Source organism: Rhodococcus sp. 05-340-2 (assembly GCF_002258915.1).
Classification (GTDB): domain Bacteria; phylum Actinomycetota; class Actinomycetes; order Mycobacteriales; family Mycobacteriaceae; genus Rhodococcoides.
In genome coordinates this window covers 103,883-124,044 of sequence record NZ_NOYU01000013.1, presented here as the reverse complement: position 1 = coordinate 124,044, position 20,162 = coordinate 103,883, and the positions used below count along the sequence as shown (strand labels likewise).

Genomic DNA, 20,162 nt, shown 5'->3' with positions numbered 1-20,162 from the left:
GCCGTGGTCGGATCACACGTCTTCGAGTCGAATTCCCTTCGTTTCCTTCATGAAGAAGCACGCGACACCGGTCAAGGCGGCCAGGAACATGATGTACACGCCGAACACCCAGCCCAGATCGAGGCCGAGGAAGAGTTGGTTGAGATAGGGCGCAGTTCCGCCGAACACCGCTACCGAGAACGAGTAGGCGAATCCGATCGCCTGCGTGCGGAGTCGGGTGGGAAAGCTCTCCGACAGTGTCGACGAGAGAATCGAAGCCGGGACTGCGATGACGAGCAGTGCGACCGTGGACGGGAGCAGCAACGTCCACCACTGCGTCGAGATCATCATCGTCAGCGGGATCTGCAGAACGAACATCGATACGGCGAAGGTGGCAAGCATCGGCCGGCGACCGATCGAATCCGAGAGACGACCGAAGAACGGCAAGGACACCAACGCAATCAACTGAGCGATGACGAGCATCCAGTACGCGGTGTCCGGATTCATTCCACGCTGCGTGATGGCGAAGGTCGACACGTACGAAGTCCAGGTGTAATGCGCCGCTGTGATTCCCGACGTCATCCCGATCATCAACACGATTGCCTTGACGACCGTCTTTCGTGCGATCGGTGCCTGCTTCACCTTGTTCTGCTCCGAATCGAAGACGTCGCTCTCGTCCATGTTCTTTCGCAGGTACAACGCGAACAGTGCCAGAAGTGCGCCGAGCAAGAACGGAATACGCCAACCCCATTGGCCGACAGCCGATTCGGACAGTGTCGAGGTGATGACGCCACCTACCGTGTATGCCAGCGCCGAGCCACCGAAGATTGCGACGAATGCAACGCTTCCCCACATCCCGCGTCGGTTCGGTGGCGCGATCTCGCCGACGTACGAGTAGGCCGTCGCCGACTCGCCGCCGTGCGCGAAACCCTGCATGACGCGTGCGAGCAACAGCAATACCGATGCCCAGGCCCCGATGGCACCGTAGGTGGGCATGATGCCGATCAGCAGGCTTCCGGCCGCCATCATCAGCATGGTGGTGACGAGAACGAACTTGCGCCCCTTCTTGTCTGCGATCCGGCCGAACACGATGCCGCCGAGCGGGCGCATCAGGAATCCGACGGCGAACACCGCCAACGTGGACAGTAGGGCCGAGACCGGATCGGTCTGGCTGAACATCGCCGCGGCGATGAACGGTGCGAAGACCGCGTAGGCGCTCCACTCGTACCACTCGAGTACGTTGCCGATCGTGCTGGCGAACAACGACTTCTTCCGCGAGGAGATGTCCGGTGTCGAGCGGGTGTCGCGGGGTGATCCGACGGTCAGGAGGTTCCACTTTCGCTCGAGTGAGTCTGTGCTGAAACAGGTTTGAGTGCTGCGCGGCGAATCTTGCCGGTCTGCGTCTTGGGCAGCTCGTCGATGATGTGTATGTCTTTCGGACGTTTGTAGGCAGCGAGCCGATCGCGCGCGAAGGCCATCAGCTCGTCCGTGGTCACGGCCGAGCCACTGCGGACCGACACGTACGCGACGACGGATTCCCCTTGATAGGCGTCGGGACGACCGACCACGGCTGCCTCGAACACCATCGGGTGCTCGTAGAGGGCGTCCTCGACCTCCCGGGGCCAGACCTTGTATCCGGAGACGTTGATCTGGTCCTTCAGCCGGTCGACGAGATAGACCCACCCTTGTTCGTCGATGATCGCTACGTCTCCGGTGTGCAGGCGACCTTCGGGCATCGTCGACGCCGATGCCTCCGGGTTCTGCCAGTAGCCCGAGACCACCTGCGGCCCGGACACTTCCAGCTCGCCGGCGACTCCCGGCTCGGTGGGTAGCCCGGTGGGGTCGAGGGTGCGCAGCTGCACGCGAGGAAGCGCAAGTCCGACGGACAACGAGCCACTCGACGCGTCCACCGGTGCCCGGAGTCCGGGCGGCACCGCGATCACGCCTGCGGTGGTCTCGGTCATTCCGTATGCATTGTGGATGTAGCACCCGAACTTCGCCTCGAACGCGGAGACGGTGGCCGGAGGGATGGGCGCACCGCCCGAGTAGAGCGCCTTGACCGAGGCGAAATGTCTGCGGTCCACGCCCGGGCTCTCGGAGATCGCGTTGAACACGGTGATGGACCCGATGGTGTAGGTGACCCGATGCTCGACGAACGCGTCCAACGTGACGCCTGCGTGGAAGCGGTGAGCGAACACGAGCAAGCAGTCGCGCACCAGAGCCACCGCAGCGTCGAGCATGGCCCCGGTGATGTGGAACAGCGGGGCGACGGCGAACACGACGTCGCCGTCCTCCATTCCCACACGCTCACCGAAGTCCGTGGCTGTCGCCAACGCGTTGGCGTGCGAGATCCGAGCACCCTTGGGCGGCCCCGTGGTTCCGGAGGTGTATGCCAACAGCGCAAGATCGTCCGGCTGCGGTGCGAATTCGTCCATCACGCGACCTCGGTAGGCCTCGACGAGGCCGAGCAGGTCGTTCTCGGGCGTCGGCGTGATGCGCGTCGTCGCGTCGAACACACGCGGATCGTTGCGAGTCTGTAGATCCAGTCCGCTGGTGCTCACGAAGAACCGAATCGTGCTGCCCTGCAAAGAGGTTTCGAGCGCGACGAGATCGGACTCGTCGCACACGAGGGCGACGGGCTCCGCATCGTCGAGCAGGTGGCGCAGTTCTCTGTTGCGGTACATCGGATTCAGGATCAGAGCCACGGCGCCGATCTTCCACAGCGCCAAGAACGTCAGGGCGTAGTGGGGAACGTTCTGCAGATAGATGCCGACGCGGTCGCCGCGGGTGACTCCGCGGTCCACGAACGCGGCGGCGAGAGCGTCGGAGGCCTCGTCGACCTCGCGGGCGGTGAGGACGCCATCGAAGTACGCCAGCGCGGGCCGATCGGGCGACCGGAGCACGCGGGCACGCCAGGCATCGAGGATGGTGAGGGGCATCGAGGACTCTTTCGATCGAACGTTGGCCTGGCCGAGATGGACCGACCGAGCACTCGCTCGGTCGACACTCCGTAGTGTTACGGATCACAGAACAAGTGTCAACCGGGTGCTTCCGGGACCACACCCGCCGCCCGGCCATCTACGGTGGGCGCATGACCGCGACCTCCACCTGGCGAACGTACGAGGGCTCGAACCTCTCCCCTGCCTTGTCGTCGGCGTTGAACACGTTCGTGGAACAGGGCTACCACGGCACATCGGTGCGGCAGATCGCGGCGGGAGCCGGACTGTCGGTTCCCGGTCTGTACCACCACTTTCCGTCGAAGCAGGCTCTACTGGTCGGCATCATGGACGCGTCGATGGACGAGCTGTTGGAACGAACTCGATCGGCAGAGGCCGGTGCCGGCTCGTCGCCGAGTGACCGTTTCGACGCAGTGGTCGAATCCCTGCTGCTGTTCCACATCCACAGGCGCGACGCCGCCTTCGTGTGCTCGACGGAAATCCGCAGCCTGGATCCGGCGAATCGCGACGCCTACATTTCCAAACGCGACGAGGAGCAACGCCTGCTCGACGCGATCGTCGCCGCCGGTGTCGATGCAGGCCTGTTCGACACTCCGCACCCGAGGGATGCCAGTCGAGCCGTCACGACGATGTGCGTCGGCGTCGCCACCTGGTACCGCCCCGACGGGCCACTGCCTCCGAGCGAGCTGGTGGCGGTCTATCTCGACATTGCCCGTCGTACGGTCGGAGCAGCGACCGGCGAGTAGGAGTAGCTGCCCCGGACTCCTTGACCCGACCGAGCGATTGTGTCAACCTTCCAGAGACCGAGCGAGTGCTCGGTCGGTACCGGAATGGGAGCGCATCGTGGCCATCGATCTGACGTACGACCCCGACATCGAGAAGCTGATCGATCGGACGCGCACGTTCACCCGCCATCACGTGCTTCCCATCGAAGACCGATTCCTGGGCAACATCGCCGACGCCGGTGGCGACGAGCTGCGCATCGAGATGCAAGCGGCCGCGAGGGACGCGGGCGTGTTCGCGCCGCACGCGCCGGTCGAATACGGCGGTCACGGACTGTCGATGAGCGACCGCGCGCCGGTGTTCGAGGAAGCCGGCTACTCGCTGTTCGGCCCGATCGCCCTCAACCTCGGTGCCCCCGACGAGGGGAACGTCCACATGCTCGCTCACATCGCGTCGGCAGCGCAGAAGGAGCAGTTTCTCGCTCCGCTCGCGCGCGGCGACATGCGGTCTGCGTTCGCGATGACCGAACCCGCGCCGGGTGCCGGTTCCGATCCCGCGGCACTCACCACCGCCGCCGAGCGAGTCGAGGGCGGCTGGAAGATCAACGGACACAAGTGGTTCATCACCGGCGCCGACGGTGCAGGCTTCTTCATCATCATGGCCCGTACCTCCGGCGCGCCCGGTGATCGCGGCGGGGCAACGATGTTCCTCGCCCCCGCCGACACCGCGGGCATCAGGGTCGGCCGGCACATCGGCACTCTGGACAAAGCGATGATCGGCGGTCACTGCGAGGTGTTCTTCGAGAACGTGTTCGTGCCCGACGAGAACGTGCTTGGGGCCGTCGACGAGGGATTCGCCTACGCCCAGGTACGTCTGGGGCCCGCCCGCATGACGCACGTGATGCGCTGGCTCGGGGCCTCCCGCCGTGCGCACGACATCGCCGTCGCGCAGGTGGCCCGGCGTGAAGGGTTCGGCGGAAAGCTCGGCGATCTCGGCATGGTGCAGAAGATGGTCGCGGACAACGAGATCGACATCGCCGCCACCCGCGCGCTCCTGATGGTGGCGTGCTTCGAGTTGGATCGAGGTGGGCACGCGGGCAACGAGACGTCGATCGCGAAGACGTTCGCGGCCGAGGCCATCTTCCGCATCGTCGACCGCAGCATCCAGATGTGTGGTGGCCTCGGGGTGTCCGACGATCTCCCACTGGCCAGGCTCTCACGCGAAGTGCGCCCGTTCCGCGTCTACGACGGCCCGTCCGAGGTTCACCGGTGGGCCATCGCCAAACGGACGATCGGTGCAGCCAAGCGCGCAGCGCGGGAGGCACAGTCGTGAGCGAACTGCCGGGCATGAATCGCGATGCGCTGGAACGGTTCCTGCGAGGCAACGGTATCGAGGTCGACGGAGAACTGTCGGTCGAGATGATCAGTGGTGGCCGATCCAATCTCACATACAAGGCGTACGACGACTCCTCGACCTGGGTCGTTCGCCGCCCTCCCACGAGTGGGCTGACGCCCTCGGCGCACGACATGGCCCGCGAGTGGGCCGTCACGGAAGCCCTTGCATCCACCGATGTTCCGGTTGCCACGACCGTCGCGTTCGATCGGGACGGTTCTGCGTTGGGTGCGCCCATGACCGTGGTGGAGTTCGTCCCGGGTCGAGTCGTTCGTAGCCGCGAGGATCTTGGCGATCTGACGGATGCGCAGGTCACCGAGAACGCCGCCGAGTTGGTCCGAGTGCTCGCCAGGCTGCATGCCGTCGACCCCGACGCCGTGGGCCTCGGCAGCTTCGGCCGACCCGACGGGTTCGTCTCGCGGCAGGTCGCCACGTGGGCTCGGCAGTGGGAGCGAGTCAAGACTCGCGACCTGCCCGATGTCGAACGATTGCATCGTGCGCTCGAAGCGTCGGTACCGGCAGGATCTGCGTCGTCCATCGTGCACGGTGACTATCGGGTCGACAACACCATTCTCGCCGTCGATGACGTCGGTTCCGTTGCTGCGGTGGTGGACTGGGAGATGTCCACGCTCGGTGACCCACTGACCGATGTTGCTCTGATGTGCATCTACCGCCAACCGGTCTTCGATGCAGTCCTCGGCGCCGACGCTGCGTGGACGAGCGATCGGTACCCCTCCGCGGCCGACCTCGCGCAACACTATGCAGTGGAATCCGGTCGAGAACTTCATGATTGGGGCTTCTACCTCGCCCTCGCCAACTTCAAGCTCGGAGTGATCGGCGAGGGAATCACCTACCGCGCGCTGTCGGGCTCCGACACCGGGGCCGGTGCAGGCAAGGCCGCGGAGGCCACCGGGGAGTTCATCGCAGCCGGGCTACGAGCACTCGCAGGAACCACCGACTGACGCGGAACCCTCTGTCAGGCGGGCTCTCTCATCACGCCGACATGGCGGACGGTACCCGACACACCAGGAAGCTCGCGAGGCTCGGACCAGGTGTTCAACCCGTCCGTACTGTCGGAGTAGAAGTACTTCCGGTTGGTGTAGTCGTCGTAGTACAACCGCCATGTGCCGTCGGGCAACTCGATGACCGCCGGACCTTCTTTCAGTGGTCCGAAATCGCGGGTGGGAACGACGGTGTACGGCCCGATCAACGACGGTGCCGTCCAATGCTCGATGACCTTGTGGGTCTCGTTCTTGGTGAACGCGTGGTAGGTCGGCCCCACTTTGACCACCGTGGTGTCGATGTGGTCCGCTCCGATGCCGACGAACGGAACCGGGAAGCTCCACATCCTCAGGCCCGGATCCATGGCCGTCATCAGATACGGCACGAACCCGCCGCCGGTCGACAGCGAGACGATGATGCTGACGCGGTCGCCCTCGACGAACCACTCGGGTGCCCATGCCTTCGTGGTGAACGGAGACAACGACGGTCCGTCCGAGAAGCCGGCCGATCCGCTGAATCCGGGAGGGCTGGCCGATCCCGTGCCGGCTCCGGTGCCCGGCAGGAAGGCGCAGCAGAACGGGATCGGGAAGTTCTGCAGGAAAGTCCAGTTCACGCGGTCACTGCTGCGCGCGAAGCCGACGTTCGCGCCGCCGCCGGTCGTGTACGTCGCGTAGTACATCCCGTCGGTGTGCCGGAATATGCTCGCATCGCGAACCACCCCGGACGGAGGTCGGTAGGCCGATGTCTGCAGTGCTGTGAAATCGGTGCCGTCGCTGGACTCGTAGACATCCATGTCTCGATCGCTGTCGTTGCTGAAGGCCACCATCGTGTAGCGCCACGCGGAGGGTGCAGCGGCACCGGTTCCTGCAGCGGAGAACAGCAGTCCGGCGACAGCCAGGATCACCATCGGTACGACGAGCAGGAACCTGCGCACGGTCGATATCACCGAAGCAGTATGTCCGACGCATACGCACCATGCGTACCTTTGGTAACAGATACAACAGATTGCTACCGATGTTGTTATGAATGCGAAATGTACTGAGTAACGGGCTTGGCCTGGTACATCTCGTGATCGGCATCGTCGAGGATGTCCAGAGCACTTCGAGTGTCGTCACGGTCGACGGTGACGACACCGATGCTCGCCGCCACCGTCAACACCCGCCCCGCGGTCGTGATGGGTGTGGCGAATTCGGCACGAACATCGTCGGCCTCGGTACCCACGCAACTCGACACGACCGCCACGAACTCGTCGCCCCCGATACGACCCACGAAGGCATCGGCGGGGAGAGCACGCGTCAGACGGTGTGCGACCACCCCCAGGACGGCGTCGCCGACGGTATGACCGTGCAGATCGTTGATGGTCTTGAAGTTGTCGAGGTCGATGAACAGAACGGCCATGGAGTCCTCGCGATCGGGCTTGGCCAGCTGTTCGTCCAGGCGAGCCAGGATCAACGGTCTGTTCGGCAGTCCGGTCAGGTCGTCGTGCGTCGCGGCATGCTCGAGCTTCATGCTCATCCGGTAGGTGTCGGTGATATCGACGAACGTCGCCACGACGGAGGGGTTCGGGTCGCCCGCGGTGAGCATCGTCGCGGTCAAAGACAGCCAGAAGTTCCGGCCGTCCCGGCGACGTTCGATCCCGATCACCGCCTGGCAGGGCTCGCCGGTTTTCCTGGTGACGGCGACGGGATGCTCGAACGGGTGGATCGGCCCTTCGTCGGTGCCGTACACCCGGAACGGAAGAACCGACGCCTGTCCTGCAGTCGGCACTCCGACCTGGATGTCCAGAATGGTCTTCGCAGACAGATTCGCCGATTCGATTCGGCCGGTGTGATCGAGAACGACGACACCCGCCTCCAGTGATTCCACGACCGCGGTGAAATGATCCTCGACTCTGCGCACGGCACTCTGGTCGGCACAGACCAGTACGTAGCCGTCGGGCATCTGGGCGGCGGACACGATCACCGCGAGCGCAGACCCGTCCGCACGCCGATGGGAATCGCAGAGCCGCCCGCCCACAGCGAGAATCGCGGCCGGGTCGCATGGCACCCCGACGGCCGTCGAGACCTCACGACCGAGCACGTCCGCTGCCGGTCGCCCGTAGACCGACTCCGCAGCAGGATTCCAGCTCGACACCAGACCGTCGGCGGACACACCGATGATCGCATCGCTGACGTGCTCGACCAGCGCGGCTTGCTTCTGCAGCGCCTTCTGCGCGGCCTTGTGTTCGGTGAGGTCCCGAAGAATGACCTGGTACGCCGGCTCTCCGTTCCACACGGTGCGCACCGATACCGCTTCCATCGTCAGCGTCGTCCCGTCGAGGGCCAGCACCGTTGCTTCCGACGCGGCGCTGGCGGCGCCGTGAGAGTCGAGGGCGGAGATCCGTTCGAGCATGGGGCCGACCGATTCCGCGGCGATGAACTTCGTGATCGGATGCCCGATGACGTCCGCTGCATCCTCGGCACGTAGATACCGCATCCCGGCGGGATTGAGGTAGACGAGGATGCCTCGTCGATGTACGCCGATCGCGTCCGGTGAATGCTCGATGAGAACCCGGTAGCGATCGGCGAGTCCGGGCGACGCGGGACGCGATCGAGGGTCGTCGACGCCATCACGCTCCCCTGGAGCCATGCTCGGTCCTCGCGATCGTAGACGGACGGTCGACACCCGATTGAACCACTTACCAACGTGCCGTTGGCGACTCACGTCCTTTTCGGACTGTATGTCCCGCTTTCCGACTGGACCTGATGCCGGTTTGGGGGGCTAAATCAAGGAGCGAGCCGAGTCCGGTTTCGCGAACCTCGAAAGAAACGGATTTCCACGATGAGCTCTCATGGCATCGACATCACCGGGATCGGCGCACTGTCCGGCTACGGCTGGGGCGCATCCGCCTTGTGGGACGGCCTGTCCACGGGCAAAGCGGCGGCCACGCTGCACCACGACCTCACCCGACCGGGACAGAATCCGGTCTGGTTGGCGAAGGTCCCCGACGGCGGGGACCGGAGCGACGGCACCAGCCGATTCGGACGGGCACTGCGCGGGGCAGCGCGGGAGGCAATCGACGACGCGATGGCGCGGGGCTGGCAGCCCGGCCGACGAGTGGGTCTCATCCATGCCGTCGTCCTGGGTGAAGTGGACGAGTGGCGCAACTTCTATCTGCGCGACGGCGGAGAACGCCGTGTTCGTGACTATCTGACGCTGATGCCGTCCACCCCGGTGTCCCTGCTGATGCAGGAATACGGCTTTCACGGCCCGGCCATGAACGTCTCGGCGATGTGCGCGTCGGGCAATGCGGGTCTGCTCACCGCCAAGATGTGGCTCGATACCGGGTTCGTCGACGACGTGGTGTTCGTCGCCACCGATCTGTCCCTGACTCCGGAGAACATCGACCACTTCGTCGAGCTCGGCGTCGGTGTGGTCGACGTGGAGCCGCAGGATGGCTGCCGACCGTTCCAGGAAGGCAGCCGCGGGTTCGGAATGGGCGAGGCCGCGACGGCCTTCGTTCTGTCGACGCGCAGCTCGGCCTCGTACGCACGGGTGCTCGGCGGCTCGATGACACACGACGCGTTTCATGCCACGTCTATCGACCCTGCGCTCACCCAGGTGCGGGCCTGCTTCGAGCAGGCGTTGGTCGACGCGGACGTCACTGCCCAGCAGGTGCGGTATCTCAACGCCCACGGACCCGGCACCGCACAGTGCGATGCGGCAGAAACCACCATGTTGGAGACGGTGCTGGACTCCCACGCGCAGGTGTATTCGATGAAGCCGCTGACGGGACATTGCCAGGGTGCGGCGTCGGCTGTCGAAACCATCTCTGCGGTCATGGGATTCGAGCGCGGACTCGTGCCTGCCGCCCCGCAGGTCTCCGATGCCCATCCCCTGCTGCTCGACGGATTCACCACTGCCGAGCCAGGGTTGACCATGAAATCGTCATTGGGAATGGGCGGACACAACTCGGTGGTGGTACTGGCTCCTGCATGAGCTGAATTCGTCGAGCCGGCAGCCCGCGTATCGCAGGCGGCCGGCTCGACGTGCAGACTTCAGACCTGAGCTGTGTTGCCGCAGATTCCGCATTCCTCGAACTCGACTCGCTTCCAGCGCGCGACCGGAACGAAGAACAGCGTGAATTGCTGGTATTGCTTCATCCGCGCCCACTGGGTGGTGTTGTGGCACCGCGGACAGTTGCGGGTTGCCCCTTGGCCGATGTGTTTACGCTTGCTGCCGAAGCCGAAGAGAAGGAACATGACACCAGCCTAGGGGCCCCGACTCCGTCAGCTCGCGATCATGCCGTGTGGATCGATGACGAACTTCTGCGCGACTCCACTGTCGAATTCACGGTAGCCCCGCGGTGCGTCGTCGAGCGAGATGACGGTTGCGTTCACTGCCTTCGCGATCGAAACACGTTCCTTCAGAATCGCATTCATCAATTCACGGTGATAGCTCATCACCGGGCACTGCCCCGTGGCGAACGACAGTGACTTCGCCCAACCGGTGCCGAGACTGAGCGAGAGTGCGCCGCGCTGGGCAGCCTCGTCCACACCGCCGGGGTCCCCGGTCACATACAGTCCGGGAATACCGATGCCCCCGCCCGCCGTGGTGATGTCCATCAGCGAGTTCAGGACGGTTGCCGGTGCTTCGTGGGACGAATCTCCTCCGTGACCGCGGGCCTCGAAGCCCACCGCGTCCACCGCCGCGTCGACCTCGGGCACCCCGAGGATCTGTTCGATCTGATCCTGCGGAGCCCCCTTGCTCACGTCGACGGTCTCGCAACCGAACGTTCGCGCCTGGGCCAAACGATCGGCGTTCATGTCGCCGACGATCACCACCGATGCGCCCAGAAGTTGCGCGCCGACCGCGGCAGCGAGGCCCACCGGGCCTGCACCCGCGATGTACACCGTCGCACCGGGTTTGACTCCGGCAGTCACCGCTCCGTGAAATCCGGTCGGGAAGATGTCGGACAGCATCGTCAGGTCCAGGATCTTCTCCATGGCCTGGTCGCGATCCGGGAACTTGAGCAGATTGAAGTCCGCATAGGGTGCCATGACGTACTCGGCCTGGCCGCCCACCCATCCGCCCATGTCCACGTAGCCGAATGCCGAGCCCGGTCGATCGGGATTGACGTTGAGACAGATTCCGGTCTTGCGCTCCTTGCAGTTTCGGCACCGGCCGCACGCGATGTTGAACGGTACGGAGCAGATGTCGCCGACCTTCAGGAATTCGACGTCTCGGCCGACCTCGACGATTTCGCCGGTGATCTCGTGACCGAGCACCAGTCCCTCGGGCGCAGTCGTGCGCCCACGAACCATGTGCTGATCACTACCGCAGATGTTGGTCGAGACGACCTTCAGGATCACTCCGTGCTCGCATTTGCGTCCGACGTTGGCCGGGTTCACTCCAGGTCCGTCGGTCAACTCCAGGCCGGGAAAAGCGATGTCCTGAACCTCCACCTTGCCCGGTCCGGCGTACGTCACTGCGCGATTGTCTGCCATGAGTTCTCCTCTTCGTCGAGTGAGCTGGGTGACCAGCGGGCCGGGATCATGGATCCGATCAGCTCGTGTGGCCCGTGTCACACCAGTATGCACAGATCCGAATAAGTGCGTTGTCGAGGAACTCGAATCGACGCGAGCGGACACCCCGCGAGACTCTTCGCCTCGCGTTCGATGAACCGATGCGTCCCACGCACTTGACGCAACGCGATGTTAGCGCTCACACTGTGTTGCACACGTCACAGCGGGTGGCACTACTAAGGAGATCTGGATGCCGGTTGACCGTTACACGGTGGGAGTCGATTTCGGCACGCTCTCCGGCCGGGCCGTCGTCGTCCGGGTCTCGGACGGTGCCGAGATCGCCTCTGCCGTGCACGATTACCGTCACGCGGTGCTCGAAGAGACACTGCCTGGCGGCACGGTCCGATTGCCCGACGCGTGGGCACTGCAGGTGCCCGACGACTATCGCGACGTCCTGCGTCGTGCGGTCCCGGCTGCGCTGGCTGCCGCCGGCGTCGAACCCGAGCAGGTGGTCGGCATCGGTACCGACTTCACCGCGTGCACCATGGTCCCCACCTACGCCGACGGCACTCCGTTGTGTGAGGATCCGCGCTTCGCCGATCGACCGCACTCGTACGTGAAATTGTGGAAACACCATGCAGCACAGGCGCAGGCGGACCGCATCAACGATCTCGCTGCGCGTCGCGGAGAGAGTTGGCTCCCTCGCTACGGCGGACTGATCTCCTCGGAATGGGAGTTCGCCAAGGCGCTGCAGATTCACGAGGAAGATTCCGAGATCTACGACGCGATGGACCGATGGGTCGAAGCGGCCGATTGGATCGTCTGGCAGCTCTGCGGACGCTACGTACGCAACGCGTGCACCGCCGGATACAAGGGCATCTATCAGGACGGGCACTACCCGTCCGTGGACTTCCTCACCGAACTGGCACCGGACTTCGGTTCCTTCGTCGCCGACAAACTCGATCAGCCGCTGGGCGAGTTGGGTTCGTGCGCAGGTACGTTGACCGCCGAGGCTGCGCAATGGACCGGACTGCCGGAGGGCATCGCCGTCGCTGTCGGCAACGTCGATGCGCACGTGACGGCACCCGCGGCCGGCGCGGTCGAACCGGGGCGGATGGTCGCCATCATGGGAACCTCGACATGCCATGTGATGAGTTCGACCGTTCTGAAGGAAGTTCCCGGCATGTGCGGGGTGGTGGACGGCGGAATCATCGCCGGATCCTTCGGCTACGAGGCGGGCCAGAGCGGCGTCGGTGACATCTTCGGATGGTTCACGCGCACCTCGGTACCTGCGTCCTACAGCGAGGCGGCGGCCGCGGCAGGTGAGTCGGTACACGAACACCTGACTCGGCTCGCGCAGATGCAGGACGTGGGTGAGCACGGGCTCGTCGCGCTCGACTGGCACAGCGGGAACCGGTCGGTCCTGGTGGACCACGAACTCTCCGGGCTCGTCATCGGAACCACGTTGGCGACACGTCCCGAGGACACCTACCGAGCGCTGCTCGAGGCCACGGCATTCGGAACCCGCGTCATCGTCGAAACGTTCCGCAACAGTGGAGTTCCGGTCGAGGAGTTCGTGGTGGCGGGCGGCCTGGCCCGCAACCCGCTGCTCATGCAGATCTACGCCGATGTGTTGCGAATGCCGTTGTCGGTCATCGCGTCCGCCCAGGGCCCGGCCCTGGGATCCGCCATTCATGCCGCGGTGGCGGCAGGGTGCTATTCCGATGTGCCCGTCGCATCGAAATCGATGGGCAAGGTACGTCGGGCCGCATTCGTACCCGACGAATCGCGATCGAAAGCCTACGACGCACTCTTCGAGATCTATCTGGAGTTACACGATCGATTCGGCCGAGACGTGCCGACCATGCGCCGCCTCCGAGCGCTCCGACGTGACGCACTGACGCGAAAGGTGGATGCATGATGACCGTCGTCGACGACGTACGCGAAGTCATCGAGGAGATCCGCCGCGACGTATGCACCCTGCACGCCGAGCTGGTGCGATACGGACTGGTCGTGTGGACGGCAGGCAACGTCTCGGCGAGGGTCCCCGGCCGGGACCTGATGGTCATCAAGCCCAGTGGCGTCTCCTACGACGACCTCACGCCCGGCAACATGGTGGTGTGCGATCTGCACGGCAGAGTGGTCGAGGGTGACCATGCACCGTCCTCGGACACCGAGGCGCAGGCCTATGTCTACCGGCACCTCGAACACATCGGCGGTGTGGTGCACACACATTCGCCGTATGCGGTGGCGTGGGCGGCCCGAGGAGAACCCATTCCGGTCGTCACCACGATGTGCGCAGACGAATTCGGCGGAGACATTCCGGTCGGCCCCTTCGCGGTGATCGGCGACGACTCGATCGGACGCGGCATCGTCGATACCCTCGCCGACAGTCGATCTCCGGCGATCCTCATGCAGAACCACGGTGTCTTCGCGGTCGGTCCATCCGCCCGATCCGCGGTGAAGGCCGCGGTCATGTGCGAGGACGTCGCCCGATCGGTACACCTGGCATATCAACTGGGACAACCACTTCCCATTCCGAGCTCGAAGGTCGACGCACTCTACGACCGTTACCAGAACGTCTACGGCCAGCGCTGACCGGCGCGCCGAATTCTCTTTCCACGGAGGTACCCCCATGTCCGAAATATGGTTTCTCACCGGTAGCCAAAGCCTCTACGGCCCCGAGACCCTCGAGCAGGTAGCAGTTCAGTCTCGCGAGATCGCGCACAAACTCGATGCGGCACTGCCCGTCTCGGTGGTCTGGAAGCCGGTGCTGCTCGACGCGTCGTCGATCCTGCGCTGCATGCGCGAGGCGAACGCCGCCGACGAATGCGTGGGCGTCGTGACCTGGATGCACACCTTCTCCCCCGCCAAGATGTGGATTGCCGGACTCGACGCGTTGGACGTTCCGCTGCTGCACCTGCACACGCAAGCCGGAATGTCGTTGCCGTGGTCGACGATCGACATGGAGTTCATGAACCTGAACCAGGCCGCCCACGGCGACCGCGAGTTCGGACACGTCGAATCTCGGGTGGGCGTTCTGCGCACGATCGTGGCAGGCCACGTCGACAATCCCGCGGTGATCGAGCGTGCGGAGCAGTGGGTGCGAGCAGCTCTCGGTCGCGCGGAGCTGAGGTCGTTGTGCCTGGCTCGTTTCGGCGACAACATGCGCGACGTCGCAGTGACGGAGGGCGACAAGGTCGAAGCGCAGTTGCGATTCGGGGTGTCCGTCAACACCTACGGAGTCAACGATCTGGTCGAGGTCGTGGACAGCGTGAGCGACTCGGCCGTATCGGACCTCATCGACGAATACCGGTCGCTGTACGACATCGCACCGAGCCTCGACAAGGGCGGTGACCGCCACGACTCGCTTCGGTACGGTGCCCGCGTCGAAGCCGGACTGCGGCAGTTCCTCGCCCAGGGTGGATTCAAGGCCTTCACCACCAACTTCGAGGATCTCGGTGGGCTTCGCCAATTGCCCGGACTCGCGGTGCAGCGCCTGATGGCCGACGGATACGGCTTCGGCGGTGAGGGCGACTGGAAGACCTCGATGCTGTTGCGCGCCATGAAGGTGATGGCCGAGGGCCTCGACGGTGGAACGTCGTTCATGGAGGACTACACCTACAACCTCGTCCCGGGGGCGGAGAAGATCCTCGGCGCACACATGCTCGAAGTGTGCCCCTCGATCACCACCTCCCGGCCCACCCTGGAGATCCATCCGCTGTCCATCGGCGGCCGCGAAGACCCCGTCCGCCTGCGCTTCACCGCCGATCCAGGACACGGCGTTGTCGTCGGACTGTCCGACGTCGGTGAGCGATTCCGATTGACCGCCAACGTGATCGACGTCGTCGAGCCCGACGAGGCTCTCCCGAAGCTGCCGGTCGCCTGCGCCGTATGGCAACCGCAGCCCTCACTCGCGGTGTCAGCGGAATCCTGGCTGACGGCCGGGGCACCCCACCACACAGTGCTGAGTACCGCGATCGGTTTGCCTGTGCTGGAGGCATTCTCGGACATGATCGGGGTCGAGTTGCTCACCATCGATTCCGCAACCACGACACGAGGATTCCAACAGACACTGCGCTGGAACGCGGCATACCACCGACTCGCGGCCAGACTGTAGCGCCTGACACCAGTCAGACGATTCCGCCGGCGACTCGGTCGAACCGTCGCGGTTCGACGTCGGTGTTGACCAGGTAGACCGGCCGTCCGTTCGTCACGGTCTCGACTGCATTACGTGCGGTCTTGGTGCGGATCTCGACCTCGGATTCTTCGGAATACCACGCGCAGTGAGGCGAGAGAACCGTGTTCTCGAACAGGGCGAATTCGTGGTTCACCGGAAGCGGCTCCTGTGCGAACACGTCGAGTCCTGCACCGGCGATCGACCCCGTGCGCAGAGCGACGGCCAACGCGTCTTCGTCCAAAATGCCTCCACGAGACGTATTCACCAAGAAGGCAGTGGACTTCATCGAGGCCAACTCGGTGGCTCCGATGAGCCCGCGGGTGGAGTCGGTCAGTGGGGCGTGAACGGAGACCACATCCGACAGCCGCATCAATTCGGCCAGATCCACCGGTCGAACCCCCAATTCTTCCGCCCGCTGAGCCGTCAAGTACGGATCGTAAGCAATGGGTTCCATACCGAAGGCCCGCATCTTGAAGGCGAGCCGCTGGGGAATGTTGCCGAACCCGACCAAACCCAGGAGTCCACCGCGCAACCTGTGCAGTGGTGCCGCGGCCTGATAGTTCCACTCCCCCGATCGAAGAGCCCGGTCGTACTTAACCAAGCCCCGCGACAGTGACAGAATCATGGCCGCAGCGTGATCGGACACATCGTCGAGCGACCCGTCGGGCACGTTTGCGACCATGATTCCGGCTGCTGTCGCCGACGCCACGTCGATGGTGTTCACTCCGATTCCGTATCGGCAGATCACTCGACAGTTTCTCAGACGCGTGATGAACTCCTGATCGATTGTCACGTACTGGTTGATGACAGCGTCGGCGTCCTCGCACGCAGCTATCAGATCTTCTCGAGACGCGAACGGGCCGGCGACGAGTTCGATGTCGTGACCTTCGAGCACACCCAACTCTGGTTTCAGGTCGGGGAATTCGTAGTCGGTAATGACGATCTTCGGCATGGTCTGACTCCTCGGTGTGGTCGAAACGATTCAGAGAGCGCCGAATTCGTTGTCGAGCTTCTGGTGATACGGCAGCCCGACGATGTCGGAATACTCCGCGTAGGTGATTGCGTCGTTGCCGGCGGTGATCACGCCGGTCTCGTGCAGGTCGAGCAACGACTTTCGCATCGCTGTCGCTGCCGAGAAGAGGGCAGTCAGGGCATAGAAGACAACCGAGAACCCCCGCTCCTCGAGATCCGACGCCGACAGAGTTGCGGCCTCGGTGCCGTCCACCAGAGAGACCACCTTCGGTCCGGCGAGATTCTCGGCCACGTAATCGACGTCGTACCGCGTCTTCACCCCATCCACGAAGACCAGGTCAGCACCGGCATCTCGGTATCGTTTCGCCCTGGCGATCGCGTCCTCGTGGCCCGTGGCTGCCAGCGCGTCTGTCCGCGCTATCACCAGGAGTGATCCGCCCTTGCGGGCCGCGACAGCCGCTTCGATACGCCGAGCACTTTCTTCCATCGGCATGAGACGAATGCCAGCCATTTGACCACACCGCTTAGGCGCAATCTGGTCTTCGAGGTGGATGGCGGCGACACCTGCTTGGATGTATTCCTGAACGGTCCGGTCGATGTTGGACGGGCCTCCGTAGCCGGTATCGGCGTCGGCAATGACTGGGATAGACGTGCTGCGCACCATGTTTCGCGCATGCTCGGTCATCTCGGTCTGCGTGAGCAGGCCGATGTCCGGCATCCCGAGCCGGGATGCTGTCGCACCGAACCCAGTCATGTAGACCGCCGGAAAACCCGCGCTCTCGACCAGTCGCGCCGAAAACGAGTCGAATGCGCCCGGGGCGCGGACGATCGGGGCACCGGGTGAGATCAGAGTTCCTAGTGTGTCGGCTGCATGCACGAATGTGCTCCTGATGTGGTCGGTGGTGGACGGTCGAGAACCGCGAGAGGGGGACCGCCGCGTGAGCTGCATTCCCGGTTTCTAGGACACTAGATTGACGTCAATTGGAATGCAAGTCTTGCATGCCGACAGGTGGTCGACCTGACGTACATGCCGGTACAGTCGAGGCGGCAGGCAGCGAAATCGGGAGAGTTCATGGCACGTGCAGTGCGATCACAGGCTCCATCACTGGCATCGTCGGTGGCCGACACCCTCAGAGCGTCCATAATCGATGGCAAGTTCGAGCTGGGAGAGGCGCTGTCCGAGGACGCCGTGGCCGAAGCGCTGGGCGTCAGCCGGACTCCGGTCCGGGAAGCGATGAGGCTGTTACAACTCCAGGGCCTGGTGACGGTGGTGCCGAAATCGGGAACGTATGTATTCCAACCGACCGAGGACGAAATCGCCGAGCTGTGCGAGTTTCGCGCGACACTCGAAGTTCGCGCCGCTTCCCTATCCTTCGAGCGCAACCGCGCCGCTACCCTCGTCGACCTTCGCGCCGCCATCGAGGACATGGATGAAGCCCGCCCCTCACGGGACTCACAGCGGTACGGGAAAGCCGATACATGCTTTCACGAGGCCTTCTTCGATAACTGCGGAAATCGATACCTGCAGAACGCATATCGCATGAACCTCACACGAGTTGCTGCGCTCCGCACCCATCTCACGTTTCTCTCCCCCACCGAACCCGAGCGGTCGTTCTCCGAGCATGAACACATGGCCAGAATTTTCGACTCGGGTAATGCCGGCGATCTCGAACCACTACTCGAAGTGCACATCATGCGAACCCGCGAGATGTACCTGGTCGCTCTAGCGCAGCGCACCCACGCGCACTCGGGTTCTCGCGCGGACCGCATGAGACAGAAACTTCAGGCGCTGTAGAAGAGACGCTTGCGGGCTGAGGTGCTCCGTGTCACACTCATCTAGTATCCCAGTTGCGGGATCCATGTTGTGGAGTGGAGAGCCTCCACGCCTCATGAAGCCTGAACGCACGGCGTTCGTTCACGAATAGGACCCCAGACCCACATGACCGAAACATCGTTCACTCCCGAACAGGAACGGCAGGCACGCAAGGCCGCGTTCGGCAGTTTTGCGGGTGCCGTCATCGATTGGTACGACTTCATCCTCTACGGACTGATCGCTGCGCTCGTGTTCAACACCGCCTTCTTCCCCGACGTGAGCCCGGCGATCGGCACCCTTGCCGCATTCGCCACGTTCGGCGTCGGCTTCTTCTTCCGTCCGCTGGGCGGCATTGTCTTCGGTCACTTCGGGGATCGACTGGGACGCAAAAGGATGCTCGTGATCACCATGCTGGTCATGGGACTGGCATCGACCGGAATAGGCCTACTCCCTACATTCGACTCCATTGGATGGTGGGCCCCGGCCATGCTCGTCGTGCTCCGAGCAATTCAAGGATTCGCGGTCGGCGGTGAGTGGGGCGGGGCGGCATTGATGGCGGTCGAGAGCGCGCCCCCGAAAAAGAAGGCGTTCTACAGCAGCGGCGTACAGGTTGGGTACTCGGTGGGATTATTGATCGCAACGGGTTCTGTAGCCATTCTCAGTGCAACACTGAGCGACGAGGACTTCAACCAGTGGGGCTGGCGAATTCCCTTCATTGCCAGCATCATACTCGTTGCGATAGGCCTGTGGATCCGGTCCAGCGTCAACGAGACAGCGGAGTTCACCGAGAAGGTGGTGAATTCGGATGTCCAGAAGCAGAGAAAGATTCCGCTTCTCGAGGCCCTCAAAGCACACCCGACCGCATTCCTCAAGATCATCGGACTGCGCTTCGCCGAACTGTTCATCGGCTACATCGTCACCGCTTTCGCACTGAGCTACGCCACCAACCACACCGAGATCAGCCGCGGCTTCATGCTGGACATCATCCTTGTGGTCGGTGCGCTTGGAATCGTCACGATTCCGACGTTCGCATACCTGTCGGATCGGTACGGGCGCAAGAGGATCTACGTATTCGGCTCTGTGGTCGGTGCAGTCTGTGCGGCTCCGTTCTTCATGGCAATGGACAACGACTCTCTGGTCGGTACGGCGATACTCGCCGTAGTCCTGTTCAATATCGGCCACGACTCGGTCGTCAGCGCTCAGCAGCCACTGTTCACCGAGATGTTCGGTGCCGAATACCGCTACAGCGGTGCCGGAGTCGGCTACCAGGTTGCCAGCGCCATTGCCGGGGGCCTCACTCCGTTCATTGCCGCCCTTCTCGTCGGCATCAACGATGGCGGCTGGTACCTGGTGGCGGCCTACCTCGGAATCGGTTGCGCAGTCTCGGCCGTCATCGCAGCCTCCATCTCTCATGGCGACGCCGACTCATCGACCGCAGCGCTCGATGAGTTCGAATCAGAGCGGCCCGGTACCGACGCCCAGGGTCTCCACGACGATGCTATCGGCTCCAGGTCCGTCTGATTATCGAAAAGCGACGAGGAATCGGAGTCGGGGTCGGCTGGTCGAGCGTCGAGCCGGCTGACCCCGACTCATGACCACCTACGTTCGGGATTCGGAGCATCCGGCCGTGCGCTGCCACC

General features: G+C 63.8%; 17 protein-coding genes. 9 read left to right on the top strand and 8 right to left on the bottom strand.

Translation table 11 applies throughout. The annotated features are described in order from the left end of the window. Positions 1–12: 12 nt before the first annotated feature. Positions 13–1,305 (bottom strand): MFS transporter, encoded by a 1,293-nt coding sequence (locus CH271_RS08380; protein ID WP_052047809.1) that lies wholly within the window; start codon positions 1,303–1,305, stop codon positions 13–15. Continuing rightward, positions 1,302–2,918, bottom strand: coding sequence for a class I adenylate-forming enzyme family protein (locus tag CH271_RS08375; protein WP_094633351.1), 1,617 nt, complete (start codon positions 2,916–2,918; stop codon positions 1,302–1,304). The genes CH271_RS08380 and CH271_RS08375 overlap by 4 nt, the downstream gene beginning before the upstream one ends. A gap of 152 nt (positions 2,919–3,070) precedes the next feature. Here CH271_RS08375 and CH271_RS08370 point away from each other — a divergent pair, with 152 nt between their 5' ends. The 3 genes from CH271_RS08370 to CH271_RS08360 all read left to right on the top strand — a co-directional run bounded on the left by CH271_RS08370 (position 3,071) and on the right by CH271_RS08360 (position 6,013). Then, positions 3,071–3,682 (top strand): TetR/AcrR family transcriptional regulator, encoded by a 612-nt coding sequence (locus CH271_RS08370; RefSeq protein ID WP_037192353.1) that lies wholly within the window; start codon positions 3,071–3,073, stop codon positions 3,680–3,682. A gap of 97 nt (positions 3,683–3,779) precedes the next feature. Further along, positions 3,780–4,991 (top strand): acyl-CoA dehydrogenase family protein, encoded by a 1,212-nt coding sequence (locus CH271_RS08365; protein ID WP_037192355.1) that lies wholly within the window; start codon positions 3,780–3,782, stop codon positions 4,989–4,991. After that, complete coding sequence (locus tag CH271_RS08360; protein WP_037192357.1) at positions 4,988–6,013, top strand: phosphotransferase family protein; 1,026 nt, start codon at positions 4,988–4,990, stop codon at positions 6,011–6,013. The genes CH271_RS08365 and CH271_RS08360 overlap by 4 nt, the downstream gene beginning before the upstream one ends. Before the next feature lie 14 nt (positions 6,014–6,027). On the opposite strand, the gene CH271_RS08355 is transcribed toward CH271_RS08360, so the two are convergent. Next, positions 6,028–6,960 carry an arabinofuranosidase gene (locus CH271_RS08355; protein ID WP_052047829.1) on the bottom strand — a complete coding sequence of 311 codons (933 nt, stop codon included), beginning with the start codon at positions 6,958–6,960 and terminating at the stop codon, positions 6,028–6,030. 113 nt (positions 6,961–7,073) lie between these two features. Continuing rightward, positions 7,074–8,681, bottom strand: a complete 1,608-nt coding sequence (locus tag CH271_RS08350) for a sensor domain-containing protein (protein WP_094633350.1) — start codon at positions 8,679–8,681, stop codon at positions 7,074–7,076. 192 nt (positions 8,682–8,873) lie between these two features. Here CH271_RS08350 and CH271_RS08345 point away from each other — a divergent pair, with 192 nt between their 5' ends. Beyond that, on the top strand, positions 8,874–10,031 hold the full coding sequence (locus tag CH271_RS08345) for a beta-ketoacyl synthase N-terminal-like domain-containing protein (protein WP_094633349.1): 1,158 nt from the start codon (positions 8,874–8,876) through the stop codon (positions 10,029–10,031). Between the two features lie 59 nt (positions 10,032–10,090). Here the strand turns inward: CH271_RS08345 and CH271_RS08340 are convergent, their stop codons facing one another. Next, on the bottom strand, positions 10,091–10,294 hold the full coding sequence (locus CH271_RS08340; RefSeq protein ID WP_037192361.1) for a zinc-ribbon domain-containing protein: 204 nt from the start codon (positions 10,292–10,294) through the stop codon (positions 10,091–10,093). 27 nt (positions 10,295–10,321) lie between these two features. Continuing rightward, the gene (gene fdhA, locus CH271_RS08335) at positions 10,322–11,539 is read right to left on the bottom strand and encodes a formaldehyde dehydrogenase, glutathione-independent (protein ID WP_094633348.1); all 1,218 of its coding nucleotides are present in this window, start codon (positions 11,537–11,539) and stop codon (positions 10,322–10,324) included. 268 nt (positions 11,540–11,807) lie between these two features. Here fdhA and araB point away from each other — a divergent pair, with 268 nt between their 5' ends. From araB to araA, 3 genes are read left to right on the top strand one after another with little or no spacing between them, the layout of a single operon-like run. Further along, positions 11,808–13,478, top strand: a complete 1,671-nt coding sequence (gene araB, locus CH271_RS08330; RefSeq protein ID WP_094633347.1) for a ribulokinase — start codon at positions 11,808–11,810, stop codon at positions 13,476–13,478. Then, positions 13,478–14,155, top strand: coding sequence for an L-ribulose-5-phosphate 4-epimerase (locus CH271_RS08325; RefSeq protein ID WP_037192368.1), 678 nt, complete (start codon positions 13,478–13,480; stop codon positions 14,153–14,155). The genes araB and CH271_RS08325 overlap by 1 nt, the downstream gene beginning before the upstream one ends. 37 nt (positions 14,156–14,192) lie before the next feature. Then, entirely contained in the window at positions 14,193–15,677 is a 1,485-nt protein-coding gene (gene araA, locus CH271_RS08320; RefSeq protein ID WP_094633346.1) for an L-arabinose isomerase, read from the top strand. Positions 15,678–15,690: 13 nt separating this feature from the next. Here the strand turns inward: araA and CH271_RS08315 are convergent, their stop codons facing one another. Together CH271_RS08315 and CH271_RS08310 are read right to left on the bottom strand one after the other, a co-directional pair. Beyond that, the gene (locus CH271_RS08315) at positions 15,691–16,689 is read right to left on the bottom strand and encodes a C-terminal binding protein (RefSeq protein ID WP_094633345.1); all 999 of its coding nucleotides are present in this window, start codon (positions 16,687–16,689) and stop codon (positions 15,691–15,693) included. Between the two features lie 30 nt (positions 16,690–16,719). Further along, positions 16,720–17,586, bottom strand: coding sequence for an isocitrate lyase/PEP mutase family protein (locus tag CH271_RS08310; protein WP_094633344.1), 867 nt, complete (start codon positions 17,584–17,586; stop codon positions 16,720–16,722). 195 nt (positions 17,587–17,781) lie between these two features. Here CH271_RS08310 and CH271_RS08305 point away from each other — a divergent pair, with 195 nt between their 5' ends. Both CH271_RS08305 and shiA read left to right on the top strand, forming a co-directional pair. Continuing rightward, on the top strand, positions 17,782–18,504 hold the full coding sequence (locus tag CH271_RS08305) for a GntR family transcriptional regulator (RefSeq protein ID WP_094633376.1): 723 nt from the start codon (positions 17,782–17,784) through the stop codon (positions 18,502–18,504). Between the two features lie 144 nt (positions 18,505–18,648). Further along, entirely contained in the window at positions 18,649–20,043 is a 1,395-nt protein-coding gene (gene shiA, locus CH271_RS08300; RefSeq protein ID WP_094633343.1) for a shikimate transporter, read from the top strand. Positions 20,044–20,162 lie beyond the last annotated feature (119 nt).

Excerpts from the sequence above, each read along its gene's own strand:
- CH271_RS08375 (WP_094633351.1), bottom strand. The coding sequence starts at position 2,918 with ATGCCCCTCACCATCCTCGATGCCTGGCGTGCCCGCGTGCTCCGGTCG.
- CH271_RS08315 (WP_094633345.1), bottom strand. The coding sequence starts at position 16,689 with ATGCCGAAGATCGTCATTACCGACTACGAATTCCCCGACCTGAAACCA.
- CH271_RS08305 (WP_094633376.1), top strand. The coding sequence starts at position 17,782 with ATGGCACGTGCAGTGCGATCACAGGCTCCATCACTGGCATCGTCGGTG.
- CH271_RS08325 (WP_037192368.1), top strand. The coding sequence starts at position 13,478 with ATGACCGTCGTCGACGACGTACGCGAAGTCATCGAGGAGATCCGCCGC.
- shiA (WP_094633343.1), top strand. The coding sequence starts at position 18,649 with ATGACCGAAACATCGTTCACTCCCGAACAGGAACGGCAGGCACGCAAG.
- araB (WP_094633347.1), top strand. The coding sequence starts at position 11,808 with ATGCCGGTTGACCGTTACACGGTGGGAGTCGATTTCGGCACGCTCTCC.
- CH271_RS08350 (WP_094633350.1), bottom strand. The coding sequence starts at position 8,681 with ATGGCTCCAGGGGAGCGTGATGGCGTCGACGACCCTCGATCGCGTCCC.
- CH271_RS08345 (WP_094633349.1), top strand. The coding sequence starts at position 8,874 with ATGAGCTCTCATGGCATCGACATCACCGGGATCGGCGCACTGTCCGGC.
- CH271_RS08355 (WP_052047829.1), bottom strand. The coding sequence starts at position 6,960 with ATGGTGATCCTGGCTGTCGCCGGACTGCTGTTCTCCGCTGCAGGAACC.
- araA (WP_094633346.1), top strand. The coding sequence starts at position 14,193 with ATGTCCGAAATATGGTTTCTCACCGGTAGCCAAAGCCTCTACGGCCCC.
- fdhA (WP_094633348.1), bottom strand. The coding sequence starts at position 11,539 with ATGGCAGACAATCGCGCAGTGACGTACGCCGGACCGGGCAAGGTGGAG.
- CH271_RS08340 (WP_037192361.1), bottom strand. The coding sequence starts at position 10,294 with ATGTTCCTTCTCTTCGGCTTCGGCAGCAAGCGTAAACACATCGGCCAA.
- CH271_RS08370 (WP_037192353.1), top strand. The coding sequence starts at position 3,071 with ATGACCGCGACCTCCACCTGGCGAACGTACGAGGGCTCGAACCTCTCC.